Genomic DNA, 16,035 nt, shown 5'->3' on the forward strand with positions numbered 1-16,035 from the left:
ATGAACACTAAGCGTGGCACTAATGTAAAGAGATGCCAAGTAAAGTGAAGGTAATGTGAGGTTGTGCAGGGCCATATCGCTGGCCCTGTGCGGTTAGCCCGCTTTCTGCTGCAGGATATCCTGCTGAATGCCGTCACGCACATCCTGCGGGATTTTTAGCGCATCGCCCAGGGCGGAAAGATAGCTGCGCTCCATGAAGTGGTCCACATCAATGGCGGCGCAGCTCAGAAAATAGAGTTCAAGCGCCTCTTCTTCATTTTTGACGTCCGCCGCGAGCCACTCGGGGTCCAGCGGTCGCTGCATGGCCTGCTGGATGAGTTTTTCGGCATCCTGACCATAGCCAGCCTCGTGAATATTATGCTCAATCGCCGCGCGTTCCCGATCGTCAATATGGCCATCGCTTTTAGCAGCAAAAACCAGCGCGGTCACCAGCCGCTCCGCCCGCTGATCCACTGGCGTTTGCAACTCACCAAAGCCGGGATCGTTTTGATGCGTTTCGCGTACCCGCTGCTTATATTTGTTCCACAGCACGGCACCCGCCGCGGCCCCGCCGCCGATAATCAAAGCCTGACCGCCATATTTCGTTAACAACTTTCGGGATGACTTACTGGCCACCAGCATGGCTGCCAGCCCGCCTAAAGCCCCCGGCGCCAGCATATCGCTTAATCCTCCGCTGGATTTACCCTCGCTGCTTTTTTTAGCCAGTACCGATTGAATCTGTTGCAGCCAGTTATTCATCATCATCTCCCTTTACCATTCAGAAACAACATCATTACCAAAAAGATGTCAGGAAACGTCAGAGCAGGAAAAGTAGCGCAAACCCAGGCAAACAAGCTGAAGGGTGAGAACGCAAACGTTTTCGTATATACTGCGCGCGCATTTTGACTGCTTCGATTTTAGGGGAATTTATGACGACTCTTGGAACTGCGCTGCGCCCTGGTGCAACGCGCGTAATGCTGTTGGGCTCCGGTGAGCTGGGGAAAGAAGTTGCGCTGGAATGTCAGCGCCTGGGTGTGGAAGTGATTGCCGTTGACCGCTACGCTGATGCACCTGCCATGCATGTTGCTCATCGCAGCCACGTGATTAATATGCTGGATGGTGACGCGCTGGCCGCGGTGATTGCGCAGGAAAAGCCTCACTTCGTCGTACCCGAAATTGAAGCTATTGCGACTGAAAAACTCCTGGAGCTGGAACAGCAAGGCCAGCACGTTGTGCCGACCGCCCGCGCGGCGCGCCTGACCATGAACCGAGAGGGCATTCGCCGTCTGGCAGCAGAAGAGCTCGCGCTTCCCACTTCCCACTACCGTTTTGCCGACAGCAAAGATAATTTCGTGTCTGCCGCCGCCGAAATTGGTTTTCCGTGCATCGTGAAGCCAGTGATGAGCTCTTCAGGTAAAGGTCAGAGCTTTATCCGGGATGCCAGCCAGCTGGAAAAAGCCTGGGACTATGCGCAGCAGGGCGGCCGTGCGGGTGCCGGGCGCGTTATCGTGGAAGGCGTGGTGAAGTTTGATTTTGAAATCACCCTGTTAACGATCAGTGCCGTTGACGGCATTCATTTCTGTGCCCCCATTGGTCATCGCCAGGAAGACGGGGATTACCGTGAATCATGGCAACCTCAGCAAATGAGTGAGCTGGCGCTGCAGCGTGCGCAGCACATTGCGGAAACCGTGGTGAAAGCGCTGGGTGGCTATGGGCTGTTTGGCGTAGAGCTGTTTGTCTGCGGCGACGAAGTGGTGTTCAGCGAAGTCTCCCCTCGCCCGCACGATACCGGTATGGTGACGCTGATTTCACAAGATCTGTCTGAATTCGCGCTTCATGTGCGTGCGTTCCTTGGCCTGCCGATTGGCGCCGTTCGCCAGTATGGTCCTTCCGCGTCAGCTGTTATCCTGCCGCAGTTGACCAGTCAGAACGTGCAGTTCGTCAATGTGGAGGCGGCATTGGGTTCAGGTTTGCAGCTGCGCCTGTTTGGCAAACCTGAAATCGACGGTCAGCGCCGTTTAGGTGTTGCCCTGGCCAGTGCGGATACAACTGAAGAAGCCGTTGCGCGTGCCGTTGCCAGCGCGGCGGCTGTCAGCGTTCAGGGATAGTGCCATTGCGGTGAGTCAGTGACTCACCGCTCGCGTTTGACTTCCCGCCGGAGATTACTCCGCGCCAGCGACAGCGTCGCGCGCCAGTTGCGTGATTCGCTGCCAGTCGCCCGCTTCCAGTGCATCGTTTGGCACCAGCCAGGAACCGCCGATACAGAGCACGCTTTTGAGAGCCAGATAGTCGCGGTAATTTGTCGGTGAGATACCGCCCGTCGGGCAGAAGCGTACCTGAGGGAAAGGCCCGCCGATGGCCTGCAACGCTTTTACTCCACCGTTCGCTTCCGCAGGGAAAAACTTGAATTCCCGCAAACCATAGTCCATGCCGGTCATCAATTCTGACACGGTGCTAATGCCGGGAATCAGCGGAATCGGGCCTTCAACGGCGGCCTTAAGCAGAGACTCGGTAATCCCCGGGCTAATGACGAACTGGGCACCCGCCTGCGTGACTTCCTGCAGCTGTTGGGTGTTAAGCACGGTGCCGGCTCCCACAATGGCGTCAGGTACGTTTTTAATGATGGCGCGCAGGGCATCCATCGCCACAGGGGTGCGCAACGTGACCTCAAGTACCTTGACGCCACCGGCGACCAGGGCCTGAGCCATGGGAACGGCATGTTCCAGCTTGTTAACCACAATCACCGGTACGACCGGTCCGGTTTTCAGAATCTGTTCGGCACTCGTTTTCCAGTTTTTCATCACGTCCCCTGATGGATAACATTGGGAGCAGCACGGCGAGGACATCGCCAGGCCAGCCCGGTTAACAGCGCTACTACCATACAGGATCCGCCGTTTGCCCGTCTATGACCGGGAAGGATTTTTAAAACGGCAGTTCATTTTTGAGAGTTGGTGCAAAAAAAAGCCCGCTCGCGGCGGGCTGGGTGGTTATTCAAATTCGTTCCAGGAGCGGCCATCACGCGTAATCATTGCCACAGAGGCCACCGGCCCCCATGTTCCCGCCTGATAAGGCTTGGATGAGTCGCCGTCGGCTGCCCAGGCATCGATGATGGAATCCACATAGGTCCATGCCGCTTCCACTTCATCGCGACGCACAAACAGCGCCTGAATACCGCGCATGGATTCCAGCAATAAGCGCTCATAAGCATCGGCCAGATGAGACTGATTGAAGGTTTCTGAGTAGCTCAGATCCAGCTTGGTGGTTTGCAGTTTGTGTTTATGATCAAGACCCGGCACTTTGTTCAGGATCTCAATATCCACGCCTTCATCAGGCTGCAGGCGAATAGTGAGTTTGTTCTGCGGCAACTGGGAGTAGGAATCCTTAAACAGGTTCATCTCCGGGTTTTTGAAATACACCACGACTTCTGAGCATTTGGTCGGAAGACGTTTACCGGTACGCAGGTAGAACGGCACGCCTGCCCAACGCCAGTTATCGATGTCCACGCGAATAGCCACAAAGGTTTCGGTGGCGCTGGTCTTATTGGCACCCTCTTCTTCCAGATAGCCTGGCACTTTCTTGCCCTGAACGAAGCCAGAGGTGTACTGACCACGTACCGTTTTTTCGCGGACGTTGGTTTGATCGATAGGACGCAGCGAGCGCAGCACTTTCACTTTTTCATCACGAATACTGTCGGCGCTGAGATCGGAAGGCGGTGACATGGCGATCATCGTCAGAACCTGTAACAGATGGTTCTGAATCATATCGCGCATCTGGCCCGCTTTATCAAAGTAGCCCCAGCGTCCTTCAATACCCACTTCTTCCGCCACGGTAATCTGCACGTGATCGATCGTGCGGTTATCCCAGTTATTAACAAAAATGGCATTAGCAAAGCGCAGCGCTAACAGGTTAAGAACCGTTTCTTTGCCCAGATAGTGGTCAATACGGAAAACCTGACTCTCATCAAAGTACTCACCCACGCTGTCGTTAATTTCTTTTGAGGTTTCCAGCGAGGTACCGAGCGGTTTTTCCATGACAACACGCGCGGGTTTAGCGTTCAGCTTTGCCGTGCCCAGTCCCTGACAGATCGCACCGAAGGTGCTGGGCGGCATGGCAAAATAGTTAATGGTGGTACGGCTTTTCTGGTCCAGCATCTTACCCAGGCGTGGGAAGTGCGACGTATCGTTTACATCAAGGTTACAGAAATCGAGACGGTTGCTGAGCTTGTCCCAGAGTGCTTCATCGATCTTTTCCTTCATGAAGGTTTCTAACGCCTCACGCACCACTTTGGTGTATTCGGCTTTATCCCACTCGGCACGGCCCACGCCGATGATGCGGGTTTCTTCATGAATCTGGCCCGCTTTCTCTAACTGATACAGCGAGGGCAACAGTTTACGACGGGCGAGATCGCCTTTGGCGCCGAAAATTACCAGATCGCATGCCTGGGCTATTTGTGTTACCGCCATTTTCCTCTCCTCGTTGCAGGATTGTCCCGGTGGCGTTGCGTCCTGAGCACCGGGTCCAAGTTGTCATTTTCTTTCAGCACAATGTACTTTTTTCCCCAGGCCAGGTAAACCAGCCTGCGGCGTCACGACGCTAACTCTGCACCCAATTAGCGTCTGGGGTATGTTGACACGTGCGCTTTCAGTTATTTTTCTGTGTCAAATATTGTCTGGCTAAAATCCAGTACGGGCCTGATTATCGCAAAAAAAAGGGCCGCAGACTTATCAGACCTTGCGCCCACCTCGGTCAGGCGGGGTATATTCTCCGTTAATTTCCTGTAACAACAGTAATTATTCATATTAACAGATATTCCACGCTTATCAGGTCAGGACTATGTTGGATAAAATTCGGGTGCAGATGAGTGCGCTCAGTAAGTCAGAGCGTAAAGTGGCACAACATATCCTTGCTTCTCCGGAGCAGGCGATACATTCCAGTATTGCTACGCTGGCACGGGCGGCGGAAGTGAGTGAGCCCACCGTCAACCGGTTTTGCCGCCATCTTGGCACGGCGGGTTTTCCCGACTTCAAGCTTCAACTTGCTCAGGCGCTGGTCAAGTCCCCTAACTGGCTCAGTCGGGACGTGCAGGAAGATGACAGCGTTGAGCGTTACAGTGAGAAAATATTCGATTCTGCCCTGGCCGGGCTTCAGCGGGTGCGGGAGCATCTCGATCTTGCCGCGCTGCAGCAGGCCGTGAGCCATCTGACGCATACCGATAAAATCACTTTTTTTGGTTTAGGTGCCTCCGCTGTGGTGGCACACGACGCCTTCAACAAGTTTTTACGCTTCAACCTGCCGGTTATCTGGTCAGATGATGTGGTGATGCAGCGAATGAGCTGTATCAACAGCCGCGACAAAGAGGTGTTTGTTTTGATCTCTCATACCGGCCGTACCCGCAACATGGTTGAGCTAGCGCAGATGGCAAAGGCCAACGGCTCGACCGTTATCGCCATTACCTCAGCCGGATCGCCACTTGCCCATGAAGCCTCGCTGGCGCTGCTCGTCGATGTGCCCGAGGATACCGATATCTATCTGCCGATGGTGTCCAGGCTGGCTCAACTCACCGTGATCGACCTGCTGGCGACCGGTTTTACCCTGGAACGGGGGCCCGCTTTCAGGCAGAACCTGAAGCGGGTAAAAGAGGCGCTAAAGTCATCTCGTTACGACAAACCCGCCATTGCCGATAACGATAGCGTCTGATCTCTGTGCCCTGGGTTCATTTTCCCGATACCGCGTAAAAGCGATCGGAAAAGTGACATCATATGCGCCTGGTCAATTAAGCTTTCGCTAATGCCGTGAGGGGGATGACTTCCTTGATGAGTCTCAGTATTGTATCTAACAAAATCGCCCTTTCTCGACAGGGTTATGGCGCAGTGCCACAGTTCTGACACACTCGAATGTATAATAATACCTCTGTGTGGTAAGCAGTACCTGATGGGCTAACACCTTAAAATGTAACGATTCAGCTCAGTTCCAAACTCCAAAGGAATCCCTATGTCTCGACGTTTAAGAAGAACCAAGATCGTAACTACCCTCGGCCCAGCCACTGACCGCGACAACAACCTCGAAAAAATCATTGCAGCTGGCGCCAACGTCGTGCGTCTTAACTTTTCTCACGGCACGGCTGAAGATCATCAGTTGCGTGCTGATAAAGTCCGTCAGATTGCCGCAAAACTGGGACGTCATGTTGCCATTCTGGGCGATTTGCAAGGCCCTAAGATCCGTGTCTCGACCTTCAAAGAAGGCAAAGTGTTTCTGAACGTCGGCGATCGTTTCCTGCTGGACGCGGCGATGGGTAAAGGCGAAGGCGACAAAGAGCGCGTGGGCATCGACTATAAAGGTCTGCCTGAAGACGTGGTGCCTGGCGATATTCTGTTGCTGGATGATGGTCGCGTACAGTTAAAGGTGCTGGAAGTTCAGGGCGTAAAAGTCTTTACTGAAGTTACGGTCGGCGGCCCGCTCTCCAACAATAAAGGGATCAACAAACTGGGCGGCGGGTTATCAGCCGAAGCCCTGACCGAAAAAGACAAAGCAGACATCATCACCGCAGCCAAAATCAATGTGGATTACCTGGCCGTTTCTTTCCCGCGCTGTGGTGAAGACATGCACTATGCGCGCCGTCTGGCGCGCGACGCAGGCTGTGATGCGCTGATGGTGGCGAAGGTAGAACGTGCTGAAGCCGTTGCCTCGCAGGAGGCGATGGACGACATCATTCTGGCCTCAGACGTGGTCATGGTGGCCCGTGGCGATCTTGGCGTTGAAATCGGCGATCCGGAACTGGTGGGTATTCAGAAGGCGCTTATCCGCCGCGCCCGTCAGCTTAACCGTACCATCATCACGGCAACCCAGATGATGGAATCCATGATTACCAATCCAATGCCCACCCGCGCTGAAGTCATGGACGTTGCCAACGCCGTGCTGGACGGCACCGATGCCGTGATGCTCTCTGCTGAAACCGCCGCAGGCCAGTACCCGGCTGAAACGGTCGCGGCGATGGCAAAAGTGTGTCTGGGTGCAGAAAAAATCCCCAGCGTGAACGTCTCTAAACACCGCCTTGACGTGCAGTTTGACAACATCGAAGAAGCCATCGCGATGTCAGCCATGTACACGGCCAACCATCTGCAGGGCGTGACCGCCATTATTACGATGACGGAATCAGGCCGTACGCCGTTGATGACCTCGCGCATCACCTCTGGCCTGCCGATTTTCGCCATGTCGCGCCACGAGCGCACGCTGAACATCACGGCGCTGTTCCGTGGCGTGACGCCGGTATTCTTCGACAGCAATAATGAGGGCGTAGCAAACGCGCACGACGCGGTTAATCTGCTGCGTGATAAAGGCTTTCTGCTGTCGGGTGACCTTGTCGTGGTCACCCAGGGTGACGTGATGGGCGCAACCGGAACAACCAACACAGGTCGTGTGCTGCGCGTCGATTAATTCCGCCTTTTTCTCATCACCTGTATTACCATTGGAAACGCGACTGCCCTGCAGTCGCGTTTTTGTTTTTTCACAAGGAGGCCAGATGGCCCGTTACCAACCCATCAGCCAGCTTACGGGGCGCATAATGCTGTTCCCACTGGCTATGGTGCTCTACGAGTTTGCAACCTATATTGCGCACGACATGATCCAACCCGGCATGTTACTGGTCACCGCCGAATTCAACGTTGGCGCAGAATGGGTATCAACCTCTCTGACGGCCTACTTACTGGGCGGCGTCGTGCTCCAGTGGTTACTCGGCCCGCTGTCGGATAAATATGGCCGCAGGCCCGTGTTGCTATTCGGCATTCTCTTTTTTGCGTCCGCCTGCATTCTCACAACCTGGGTAAGTGATATTCAGCAGTTTGTCAGCCTGCGTTTTGTGCAGGGCATCAGTCTGTGCTTCATCGGCGCGGTGGGCTATGCCGCCATTCAGGAAGCGTTTGAAGAAGCCTTAGCGGTGCGGATTATGGCGCTCATGGCGAATGTGGCCCTGCTCGCCCCGCTCGCCGGACCGCTGGCGGGTGCAGCCTGGCTAACCGTAGGCAGCTGGCGCAGTATGTTTTGGCTATTTGCCGCCTGCAGCGCCGTGGCTTTTCTCGTTTTATGGCGGGTGATGCCTGAAACCGCAGGCGATCGCACTCAGTCTGTTGCGCTGCCCGTGCTCGCACGTAATTACGGCCGTCTTTTGAAAGATCGTCAGGTGATGTATGGCTCCTTTGCTATCGGGCTGGTATTCATTCCCATTCTGACCTGGGTTGCCTTGTCACCCGTGATTTTAATGCGCGATGAGGGCCTTTCCCGCATGCAGTATGCCCTGCTCCAGCTTCCGGTTTTTCTGGCGATGATTGCGGGCAATGTGACGCTGAGTAAGGTGGTAGGCCGCATGCCGATAGAGCAGCCAGTAAAGTTTGCGGCATGGCCGATACTGCTGGGCCTGAGCCTTGCCCTGTCAGCTACCCTGATTGACGCGCACAGCTATCTCTTTATCACGGCGGGACTAAGTTTGTATGCCTTTGGCGGCGGCATGGTCAATGCAGGACTTTATCGTCTGACACTGTATGCCAGTGATGAAGGAAAAGGCAGCGTGGCGGCCATGCTGGGCATGGTCAGTATTCTGACCCTGGCTATCGGCATTGAGTTAGCGAAGCACTTCTATTTCAACGGTGGGGTCATCTGGTTTAGCCTAATCAACTTTATCAGCGGCGTGATGTGGTTTGGGCTGGTGCTGATGTTCCTGCGTGAACGTAAACGTCACGCCAAAGTAACGCCTCTCTGAAGCTTTCAGGCCGCAATGCGGCCTGATGATTATTTACGTGGATAAAGCTCGTCGCGCGAGTAGGGTTCGATATCACCTTCTTTGCGAGTTTTCAGCAGCTTGAGTATCCAGGTATATTGTTCCGGATGCGGACGCACAAACACCTCCACCTCCTCATTCATCCTGCGCGCCAGTTGGCGGTCATCCGCGTCAAGTAAGTCGTCCATCGGGGGGCGAACATAAATTTCCAGTTTGTGACTTTCACCGTTATAGACCGGAAACAGTGGTACAACGCGGGCACGGCAGACTTTCATTAGTCGCCCCACCGCGGGCAAAGTGGCTTTATAGGTCGCAAAGAAATCGACAAACTCGCTGTGCTCCGGACCGTGATCCTGGTCAGGCAGATAATAGCCCCAGTAGCCCTGACGAACCGAACTGATAAACGGCTTGATGCCATCATTGCGCGCATGCATACGGCCACCAAAGCGGCGACGGACACGGTTCCAGACATAGTCCACCAGCGGATCGCTCTGATTGTGGAACATGGCTGCCATCTTTTGGCCCTCTGAGGCCAGCAGCATAGCAGGAATATCGACAGCCCAGCCATGCGGTACCAGAAAAATAACGTTCTGCTTGTCGGCCTGCAACTGGTCAATAATTTCCCGACCGTGCCACTCAACGCGCTGACGAATTTGTGCCGGATCGCGCATCCCTAACTCAGCCATCATGGCCATCGCCTGTGGCGCAGTGGCAAACATCTGATCAACGATCGCATCGCGTTGAGATTCGCTTAATTCAGGCAGGCAATAATAGAGATTAATCAGCGCACGACGACGCGCGCCTTTCGCCAGCTTTCCGGCCATTTTGCCCAGCCGCCCCAGAAGCGGATCGCGCACGGTGGCAGGCATCAGGGCGATGCCTGCCAGTGCACCAATACCCAACCAGCTGCCCCAGTATTTAGGCTTTAAAAAAGATCGTTCAAAAACGGGAATAAATTCGCTGTTATTTTTTTTACGGGTTTCCATGCACTCGCCTCAATCAATGACGGGCTAATGATAGTGGCGACGAGTAAATTTGCAATCATCCTGCGCCAGAGATAAAAAAATCGACGGCAATGCCGTCGATTTTAGCGAAAAACTTACTTCAGCCCCAGCTGAGGTAACCAGCCTTTCACCTGGGTAAGGTACTGCGTCCGTTCTTTACCGGTCAGGCCTTCCATACGCGGTAGCTTAGCCGTTAAGGGATTGACCGCCTGGTTATTAATCCAGATCTCAAAGTGCAGGTGCGGGCCAGTAGAACGGCCTGTGTTGCCTGACAGCGCAATGCGGTCGCCACGCTTCACTTTTTCACCTGGCTTCACCAACACTTTCTTCAGGTGCATGTAGCGCGTCATGTACTGACGACCATGCCGGATAGCCACATAGTTTCCGGCGGCGCCGCCGTTTTTCGCCACCACGACCTCACCATCACCGACCGCCAGCACAGGCGTACCGATCGGTAAGGCGAAATCAACGCCTTTGTGCGGCGCAATGCGACCCGTCACAGGATTAAGGCGGCGGGGATTAAAGTTAGAGGACACCCGATACTGTTTGACGGTGGGGAAGCGCATAAAGCCGCGCGCCAGTCCTGCGCCGCTGCGGTCATAGAACTTGCCGTCATCAGCACGGAAGGCGTAATAATCTTTACCGCCACTGCGCAAACGCACCCCCAGCAACTGGCTTTGTGCGCTCTTGCCGTCCATCATTTCACGCGACATCAGCACGCTAAACTTATCGCCTGCCCGCAGCTTACGGAAATCCATCTGCCACTGCATCGCTTTGATCACGCTGCTGGCTTCGCCACTGGTTAAACCGGCCCGACGGGCACTGGCGGCAAAGCTGCCATGTATCTCACCCTGCATCACGCTGTTGCGCCATTCGCCCTGCTGCATCTGCGACTGCATTTTGAAGCCGCCGCTATCCGTGCGCGTATAGGTGCGGGTTTCACGACGCGAAATTTCCCAGCTAAAGGTGTTCAGCGCGCCGTCATCGTTTAATGTCCAGCTGAGCTGCTGCCCGACCTGCAAATTCCGCAGATCGCGATCGCTGGAGACCAGGGCGTTAATGTCCCCCATATCAATGCCGTACTGATTAAGTGCACTGCTCAGGGTATCGCCAGAAGAAACCGTGTATTCATGCGTGCCGGCACTGTCGGCGACGTCCTGATCGACATCATCTGCAGGGAGTTCTTCATCCGGCTCTGGGGTACTTTGGTCGATGGGTTCACTGGCTTCGGGAAGCAGTGTACGAAATTCGTTTTTGTCCAGTTCGATGGTTTTGACGATGGGCGTCACATCATTACTGGGATGGTAGACGTAAGGCCGCCAGACGGCGACGGCCAGAGTCACTACGGTTAACGATCCCAGCATAACGCGGTGGGGGCGCGGCAAATTATTAAATGCGAGGGCGACAGAGCGGGCTATCTGCTGCACGTTGAACTATTCCTCTATGCTCCTTTCAGGCAGGTCTCATACTGGCTCGACAGCTGTGAGAGGAATTTCACATAGCTGTCTTTTCCTAAGCTGATGTCTGTACCCAGCGGATCAAGCGTGCCTTTGCGCACCTGGGTTCCACGGGCAACAGCATCGATGACCGCCGGCCTGAATTGTGGCTCAGCAAAGACGCAAACGGCCTTTTTCTCAACCAACTGTGTTCGAATTTGATGTAAGCGCTGTGCACCCGGCTGAATCTCAGGGTTAACGGTAAAATGCCCGGTGGGCGAGAGACCGTAGTGTTTTTCAAAGTACGTGTAAGCGTCGTGAAAAACGAAATACCCTTTATCTTTAACGGGGGCAAGCTGTGAGATAATGCGCTTATCTGTGTCCGCTAATTCTGCCTCAAAATGCTGCAGGTTGGCGTCAAGTTTGGCTTTATCCTGCGGCATAAGTTCCAATAATTTTCCGTGGATTGCAACCGCGGTTTTTTTCGCTATCTCTGGTGACATCCACAAGTGCATATTAAACTCACCATGATGGTGATGATGCGCTTCATCATGATCGTGCTCTGCGTCATCATGGTCGTGATGATCATCGTCTTCACCTCCACGCAGTAGCAAGGGTTTTACGCCGGAAATTTGCACGATCTCAAGATTCTTTTTTTCCGGCAGAGACGCCGCAGATTTCGTCATGAAGGCTTCCATTTCAGGGCCAACCCAAACAACTAAGTCCGCGTTTTGTAAGCGTTTTACATCAGAGGGGCGCAGGGCATAATCGTGTTCGGATGCGCCATCCGGCAGCAAAACCTCCACGGGTGTGACGCCGTCAGCAATGGCCGAGGCGATAAACCCAACGGGCTTAATGGAGGCCACAATATCGGCGTGAGCGGGCAAGGCAGCAGAGGTGGCGAAAGCCATCGCCGTCAGGGTCAAAAAGCCCCCTTTTTTATTATGTAACATAATGCGTCATTCCTTCGTCATCAATAGATTGGATGTGATATTATAACATTCGAAATTCTGTGCAACCTGTAAATCTTATGCCATCACTTGTCACACTTGAAAACGTATCCATCAGTTTTGATCAACGTCAGGTCTTATCTGGCGTGAGTCTGGAACTCCATCCTGGTAAAATTTTAACCCTGCTCGGTCCTAACGGCGCGGGCAAATCGACGCTGGTCCGGGTGGTGCTTGGCCTCCTTGCGCCCTCCTCCGGTCGGGTCAGTCGCAGTGCGGGCTTACGCATCGGCTACGTGCCACAGAAGCTGCATATCGATCCCACGCTGCCGGTCACGGTCGAACGTTTTATGCGCCTGTCGCGCGGTGCGCGCAATCAGGATATTTTGCCTGCCCTGAAACGCGTTCAGGCGGGTCACCTGTTGACCTCGCCGTTGCAGAAACTGTCGGGCGGCGAAACGCAGCGCGTGTTACTGGCTCGCGCCTTGCTCAATCAGCCTCAGTTGCTGGTGCTTGATGAACCGACGCAGGGTGTGGATGTCAACGGGCAGGTCGCGCTTTACGATCTGATCAATCAACTGCGACACGAGCTGAACTGCGCCGTGCTCATGGTTTCCCATGATTTGCATTTAGTCATGGCGAAAACGGATGAGGTGCTGTGCCTTAACCATCACATTTGCTGTTCAGGTACGCCTGAGGCGGTGTCGCAGCATCCCGAATTCATTGCCATGTTCGGCCCGCGCGGTGCGCAGGAACTGGCTATCTATCGTCATCACCATAATCACCGTCACGACCTTCAGGGACGTATCGTATTACGCAAAGGACCGGGTCCATTATGATTGAATTACTGCTTCCGGGCTGGCTGGGCGGCGTGATGCTGGCGCTGGCGGCGGGCCCCCTGGGCTCTTTTGTCGTCTGGCGCAAGATGTCGTATTTCGGCGACACGCTGGCGCATGCCTCACTGCTCGGCGTCGCCTTTGGTTTGCTGCTCAACGTCAACCCTTACTATGCCGTGATCCTGGTCACGGTCTGTCTGGCACTGGGTCTGGTCTGGCTTGAGCGTCGCCCGCATCTGGCGATAGATACGCTGCTGGGCATCATGGCGCACAGTGCGCTTTCGCTCGGACTGGTCGTGGTAAGCCTGATGTCGAACGTCCGGGTGGATTTGATGGCCTACCTGTTTGGCGATTTGCTGGCGGTAACGCCCAGCGATCTCTGGGCCATGGCTGCAGGTGTGATATTCGTGCTGGCCGTTATGGCCTGGCAGTGGCGCGCACTGCTGTCGATGACAATCAGCCCTGAACTGGCACAGGTTGACGGCGTGAATATTCAACGCACCCGGCTGATGCTGATGCTGGTAACCGCACTGACGATTGGTGTGGCGATGAAGTTTGTTGGTGCGCTGATCATCACATCGCTGCTGATCATTCCGGCTGCCACCGCCAGGCGCTTTGCGCGTTCACCCGAAATGATGGCGGCGGTGGCCGTACTGATTGGCGTGATTGCCGTGACCGGCGGCTTAACCTTCTCGGCGTTTTATGACACGCCCGCCGGCCCTTCCGTCGTGCTGTGCGCCGCCATCCTTTTTCTCTTCAGCATGGTGCGCAAACCGGCGCTGTGATCAGGCTTCTTTGGTGATACCAAAGTGGCGATAGGCATGCTGCGTGGCCATCCGGCCGCGCGGCGTGCGCTGAATAAAGCCCTGCTGAATTAAAAACGGCTCAATCACGTCTTCGATGGTTTCCCGCTCTTCGCCAATCGCTGCCGCCAGGTTGTCCAACCCGACCGGCCCACCGGTGAATTTATCGATAATGGCCAGCAACAGTTTTCGATCCATATAATCGAAGCCTTCGCTGTCCACGTTCAGCATATCCAGCGCCGTCACCGAGACATCACCACTCAGTACACCGTTCGCGCGCACCTCAGCAAAATCCCTTACCCGACGTAACAGGCGATTGGCAATACGTGGCGTTCCGCGTGACCGGCGGGCGATTTCCAGGGCGGCTTCTTCACTGAGTGCCAGACCAAGGCAGGCGGCGCTGCGTCCCACAATGTGCTGTAAATCTTTTACCTGATAAAACTCCAGACGCTGCACGATGCCGAAGCGATCGCGCAGGGGGGACGTCAGCGAGCCTGCCCGCGTGGTGGCGCCAATCAGCGTGAAGGGCGGCAGATCCAGTTTGATGGAACGCGCAGCCGGGCCTTCACCAATCATAATATCCAGCTGATAGTCTTCCATAGCCGGATAAAGTACCTCTTCCACGACCGGCGAAAGACGATGGATTTCATCAATGAACAGCACATCGTGAGGTTCGAGGTTGGTCAGCATCGCGGCCAGGTCGCCCGCTTTTTCCAGCACCGGGCCGGAGGTCGTGCGCAGATTAACGCCCATCTCGTTGGCCACAATGTTGGCCAGCGTCGTTTTGCCCAGCCCGGGAGGGCCAAAAATCAATAAATGATCCAGCGCATCACCACGCAGTTGTGCCGCCTTGATGAAAATTTCCATCTGCTCACGCACCTGCGGCTGGCCCACATATTCGGTCAGCATCTTAGGACGAATGGCGCGGTCGAGGCCCTCTTCTTCGTTAATGCTGGCAGCGGAGATCAGGCGATCGGCTTCAATCATGAATTACCTCAAATAGCGGCGCGGAGCGCTTCACGGATCAACGTTTCGCAATCCGCGTCAGGACGGCCAACTTTGCTGATCATGCGGCTCGCTTCCTGCGGTTTATACCCCAGCGACACCAGCGCTGCAACCGCTTCCGATTCTGCATCGTTGGTCTCTGGCTCCGGGCCCGGCGTGGTCAGCGTAAAGGCCGAATCGCCGCCAAACAGATCGCCATGCATGCCTTTAAAGCGGTCTTTCATTTCCACCACCAGACGTTCAGCGGTTTTCTTGCCCACGCCCGGCAGTTTAACCAGCGCGGCAATCTCTTCCTTTTCAACCGCCGTCACAAACTGCTGTGCCGACATGCCCGACAGAATGGCCAGCGCCAGCTTAGGCCCAACGCCATTGACTTTAATCAACTCACGGAACAGTGCACGTTCCTGCTTGCTGTTAAAGCCAAACAGCAACTGTGCATCTTCGCGCACCACAAACTGAGTAAAGATCACCGCCTCGTGATTAAGATCGGGCAGCTCATAAAAACAGGTCATTGGCATATGGACTTCATAGCCGACACCGTGCGCCTCCAGCAGCACCAGCGGTGGCTGCTTTTCCAGAATAATGCCCCGTAAACGACCAATCACCTGAAGCCTTCCTTATCCAAAGTATGTGGCGGAATTTATACCATAAAAAAGGCTGGATGAATATCCAGCCTGATAGCGATGACGACGTAAGGGTTGTTAACTCTGACGCAACCGGCCGCGGGTCAGCACCAGCTTGCTGTCACTCATGCGCGCCGCGTTTTGGGCCACGTGACAGTGCGTGATGGCGATAGCCAGCGCATCGGCGGCATCGGCCTGGGGATTCGCCGCCAGTTTCAGCAGCGATTTCACCATGTGTTGCACCTGACTTTTTTCTGCGCCACCGGTGCCAACGACCGTTTGCTTGACCTGGCGCGCGGCATATTCAAACACCGGCAGATCATGGTTAACCGCCGCCACAATCGCGGCCCCCCGCGCCTGCCCCAGTTTCAGGGCAGAATCGGCATTCTTCGCCATAAACACCTGCTCGATAGCAAAAAAATCCGGCGAGAACTGCGTAATGATTTCGCATACTCCGGCATAGATCAGCTTCAGACGCGCAGGCAACTCTGTTGTGTTGGTACGAATACAGCCGCTGCCCAGATAAGTGAGCTGGCGGCCAGTCTGACGAATCACCCCATAACCGGTCACGCGTGAGCCAGGGTCAATCCCTAAAATAATCGACATGACGCGTCTCCAGCCTGAGCGTGTAG

The 16,035-nt window shown here is 54.9% G+C and carries 15 protein-coding genes; 6 read left to right on the plus strand and 9 right to left on the minus strand.

What is annotated here, in order from left to right:
- Positions 1-93: 93 nt before the first annotated feature.
- Complete coding sequence (locus EL29_RS08750) at positions 94-738, minus strand: tellurite resistance TerB family protein (RefSeq protein ID WP_015700169.1); 645 nt, start codon at positions 736-738, stop codon at positions 94-96.
- Positions 739-908: 170 nt separating this feature from the next.
- Between EL29_RS08750 and purT the strand changes: the two genes are divergently transcribed.
- A complete protein-coding gene (gene purT / locus EL29_RS08755) occupies positions 909-2,087 on the plus strand; it encodes a formate-dependent phosphoribosylglycinamide formyltransferase (RefSeq protein ID WP_014593878.1) in 1,179 nt (392 codons plus the stop codon).
- A gap of 54 nt (positions 2,088-2,141) precedes the next feature.
- On the opposite strand, the gene EL29_RS08760 is transcribed toward purT, so the two are convergent.
- Together EL29_RS08760 and zwf are read right to left on the minus strand one after the other, a co-directional pair.
- Positions 2,142-2,780 (minus strand): bifunctional 4-hydroxy-2-oxoglutarate aldolase/2-dehydro-3-deoxy-phosphogluconate aldolase, encoded by a 639-nt coding sequence (locus tag EL29_RS08760; protein ID WP_015700167.1) that lies wholly within the window; start codon positions 2,778-2,780, stop codon positions 2,142-2,144.
- Positions 2,781-2,966: 186 nt separating this feature from the next.
- Positions 2,967-4,442, minus strand: a complete 1,476-nt coding sequence (zwf, locus tag EL29_RS08765) for a glucose-6-phosphate dehydrogenase (protein ID WP_013026068.1) — start codon at positions 4,440-4,442, stop codon at positions 2,967-2,969.
- Between the two features lie 370 nt (positions 4,443-4,812).
- Here zwf and EL29_RS08770 point away from each other — a divergent pair, with 370 nt between their 5' ends.
- From EL29_RS08770 to EL29_RS08780, 3 genes are all read left to right on the plus strand, one after another.
- Positions 4,813-5,676, plus strand: coding sequence for a MurR/RpiR family transcriptional regulator (locus EL29_RS08770; protein WP_014593880.1), 864 nt, complete (start codon positions 4,813-4,815; stop codon positions 5,674-5,676).
- Between the two features lie 294 nt (positions 5,677-5,970).
- Positions 5,971-7,413: a pyruvate kinase gene (gene pyk / locus EL29_RS08775; protein WP_013026070.1), complete on the plus strand. Its 1,443-nt coding sequence runs from the start codon at positions 5,971-5,973 to the stop codon at positions 7,411-7,413.
- Between the two features lie 85 nt (positions 7,414-7,498).
- Positions 7,499-8,731: an MFS transporter gene (locus tag EL29_RS08780; protein WP_014593881.1), complete on the plus strand. Its 1,233-nt coding sequence runs from the start codon at positions 7,499-7,501 to the stop codon at positions 8,729-8,731.
- Between the two features lie 29 nt (positions 8,732-8,760).
- Here EL29_RS08780 and lpxM read toward each other — a convergent pair whose 3' ends face one another.
- From lpxM to znuA, 3 genes are all read right to left on the minus strand, one after another.
- A complete protein-coding gene (gene lpxM, locus EL29_RS08785; RefSeq protein WP_019105099.1) occupies positions 8,761-9,735 on the minus strand; it encodes a lauroyl-Kdo(2)-lipid IV(A) myristoyltransferase in 975 nt (324 codons plus the stop codon).
- Positions 9,736-9,848: 113 nt separating this feature from the next.
- Positions 9,849-11,180, minus strand: coding sequence for a murein DD-endopeptidase MepM (mepM, locus tag EL29_RS08790; RefSeq protein ID WP_013026073.1), 1,332 nt, complete (start codon positions 11,178-11,180; stop codon positions 9,849-9,851).
- 14 nt (positions 11,181-11,194) lie between these two features.
- A complete protein-coding gene (znuA, locus tag EL29_RS08795; protein WP_013026074.1) occupies positions 11,195-12,142 on the minus strand; it encodes a zinc ABC transporter substrate-binding protein ZnuA in 948 nt (315 codons plus the stop codon).
- 77 nt (positions 12,143-12,219) lie between these two features.
- On the opposite strand from znuA, the gene znuC reads away from it, so the two are divergent.
- Both znuC and znuB read left to right on the plus strand, forming a co-directional pair.
- A complete protein-coding gene (gene znuC, locus EL29_RS08800) occupies positions 12,220-12,975 on the plus strand; it encodes a zinc ABC transporter ATP-binding protein ZnuC (RefSeq protein WP_019105098.1) in 756 nt (251 codons plus the stop codon).
- A complete protein-coding gene (gene znuB, locus EL29_RS08805; protein WP_014593886.1) occupies positions 12,972-13,757 on the plus strand; it encodes a zinc ABC transporter permease subunit ZnuB in 786 nt (261 codons plus the stop codon). The genes znuC and znuB overlap by 4 nt, the downstream gene beginning before the upstream one ends.
- Here znuB and ruvB read toward each other — a convergent pair whose 3' ends face one another.
- The 3 genes from ruvB to ruvC all read right to left on the minus strand — a co-directional run bounded on the left by ruvB (position 13,758) and on the right by ruvC (position 16,009).
- Entirely contained in the window at positions 13,758-14,762 is a 1,005-nt protein-coding gene (ruvB, locus tag EL29_RS08810) for a Holliday junction branch migration DNA helicase RuvB (RefSeq protein WP_013026077.1), read from the minus strand.
- Positions 14,763-14,770: 8 nt separating this feature from the next.
- Positions 14,771-15,385: a Holliday junction branch migration protein RuvA gene (gene ruvA / locus EL29_RS08815; RefSeq protein ID WP_013026078.1), complete on the minus strand. Its 615-nt coding sequence runs from the start codon at positions 15,383-15,385 to the stop codon at positions 14,771-14,773.
- Between the two features lie 96 nt (positions 15,386-15,481).
- Positions 15,482-16,009: a crossover junction endodeoxyribonuclease RuvC gene (gene ruvC / locus EL29_RS08820; RefSeq protein WP_013026079.1), complete on the minus strand. Its 528-nt coding sequence runs from the start codon at positions 16,007-16,009 to the stop codon at positions 15,482-15,484.
- Between the last annotated feature and the right edge of the window lie 26 nt (positions 16,010-16,035).

The sequence above is a fragment of the Pantoea ananatis LMG 2665 genome (assembly GCF_000710035.2).
In the GTDB taxonomy this organism is placed as follows: domain Bacteria; phylum Pseudomonadota; class Gammaproteobacteria; order Enterobacterales; family Enterobacteriaceae; genus Pantoea; species Pantoea ananatis.

Bases quoted from the DNA above. Each gene is read 5' to 3' on its own strand.
- EL29_RS08780 (WP_014593881.1), top strand. From the start codon at position 7,499: ATGGCCCGTTACCAACCCATCAGCCAGCTTACGGGGCGCATAATGCTG.
- purT (WP_014593878.1), top strand. From the start codon at position 909: ATGACGACTCTTGGAACTGCGCTGCGCCCTGGTGCAACGCGCGTAATG.
- znuA (WP_013026074.1), bottom strand. From the start codon at position 12,142: ATGTTACATAATAAAAAAGGGGGCTTTTTGACCCTGACGGCGATGGCT.
- ruvB (WP_013026077.1), bottom strand. From the start codon at position 14,762: ATGATTGAAGCCGATCGCCTGATCTCCGCTGCCAGCATTAACGAAGAA.
- znuC (WP_019105098.1), top strand. From the start codon at position 12,220: ATGCCATCACTTGTCACACTTGAAAACGTATCCATCAGTTTTGATCAA.
- lpxM (WP_019105099.1), bottom strand. From the start codon at position 9,735: ATGGAAACCCGTAAAAAAAATAACAGCGAATTTATTCCCGTTTTTGAA.
- EL29_RS08750 (WP_015700169.1), bottom strand. From the start codon at position 738: ATGAATAACTGGCTGCAACAGATTCAATCGGTACTGGCTAAAAAAAGC.
- ruvC (WP_013026079.1), bottom strand. From the start codon at position 16,009: ATGTCGATTATTTTAGGGATTGACCCTGGCTCACGCGTGACCGGTTAT.
- zwf (WP_013026068.1), bottom strand. From the start codon at position 4,442: ATGGCGGTAACACAAATAGCCCAGGCATGCGATCTGGTAATTTTCGGC.
- pyk (WP_013026070.1), top strand. From the start codon at position 5,971: ATGTCTCGACGTTTAAGAAGAACCAAGATCGTAACTACCCTCGGCCCA.
- znuB (WP_014593886.1), top strand. From the start codon at position 12,972: ATGATTGAATTACTGCTTCCGGGCTGGCTGGGCGGCGTGATGCTGGCG.
- EL29_RS08760 (WP_015700167.1), bottom strand. From the start codon at position 2,780: ATGAAAAACTGGAAAACGAGTGCCGAACAGATTCTGAAAACCGGACCG.
- EL29_RS08770 (WP_014593880.1), top strand. From the start codon at position 4,813: ATGTTGGATAAAATTCGGGTGCAGATGAGTGCGCTCAGTAAGTCAGAG.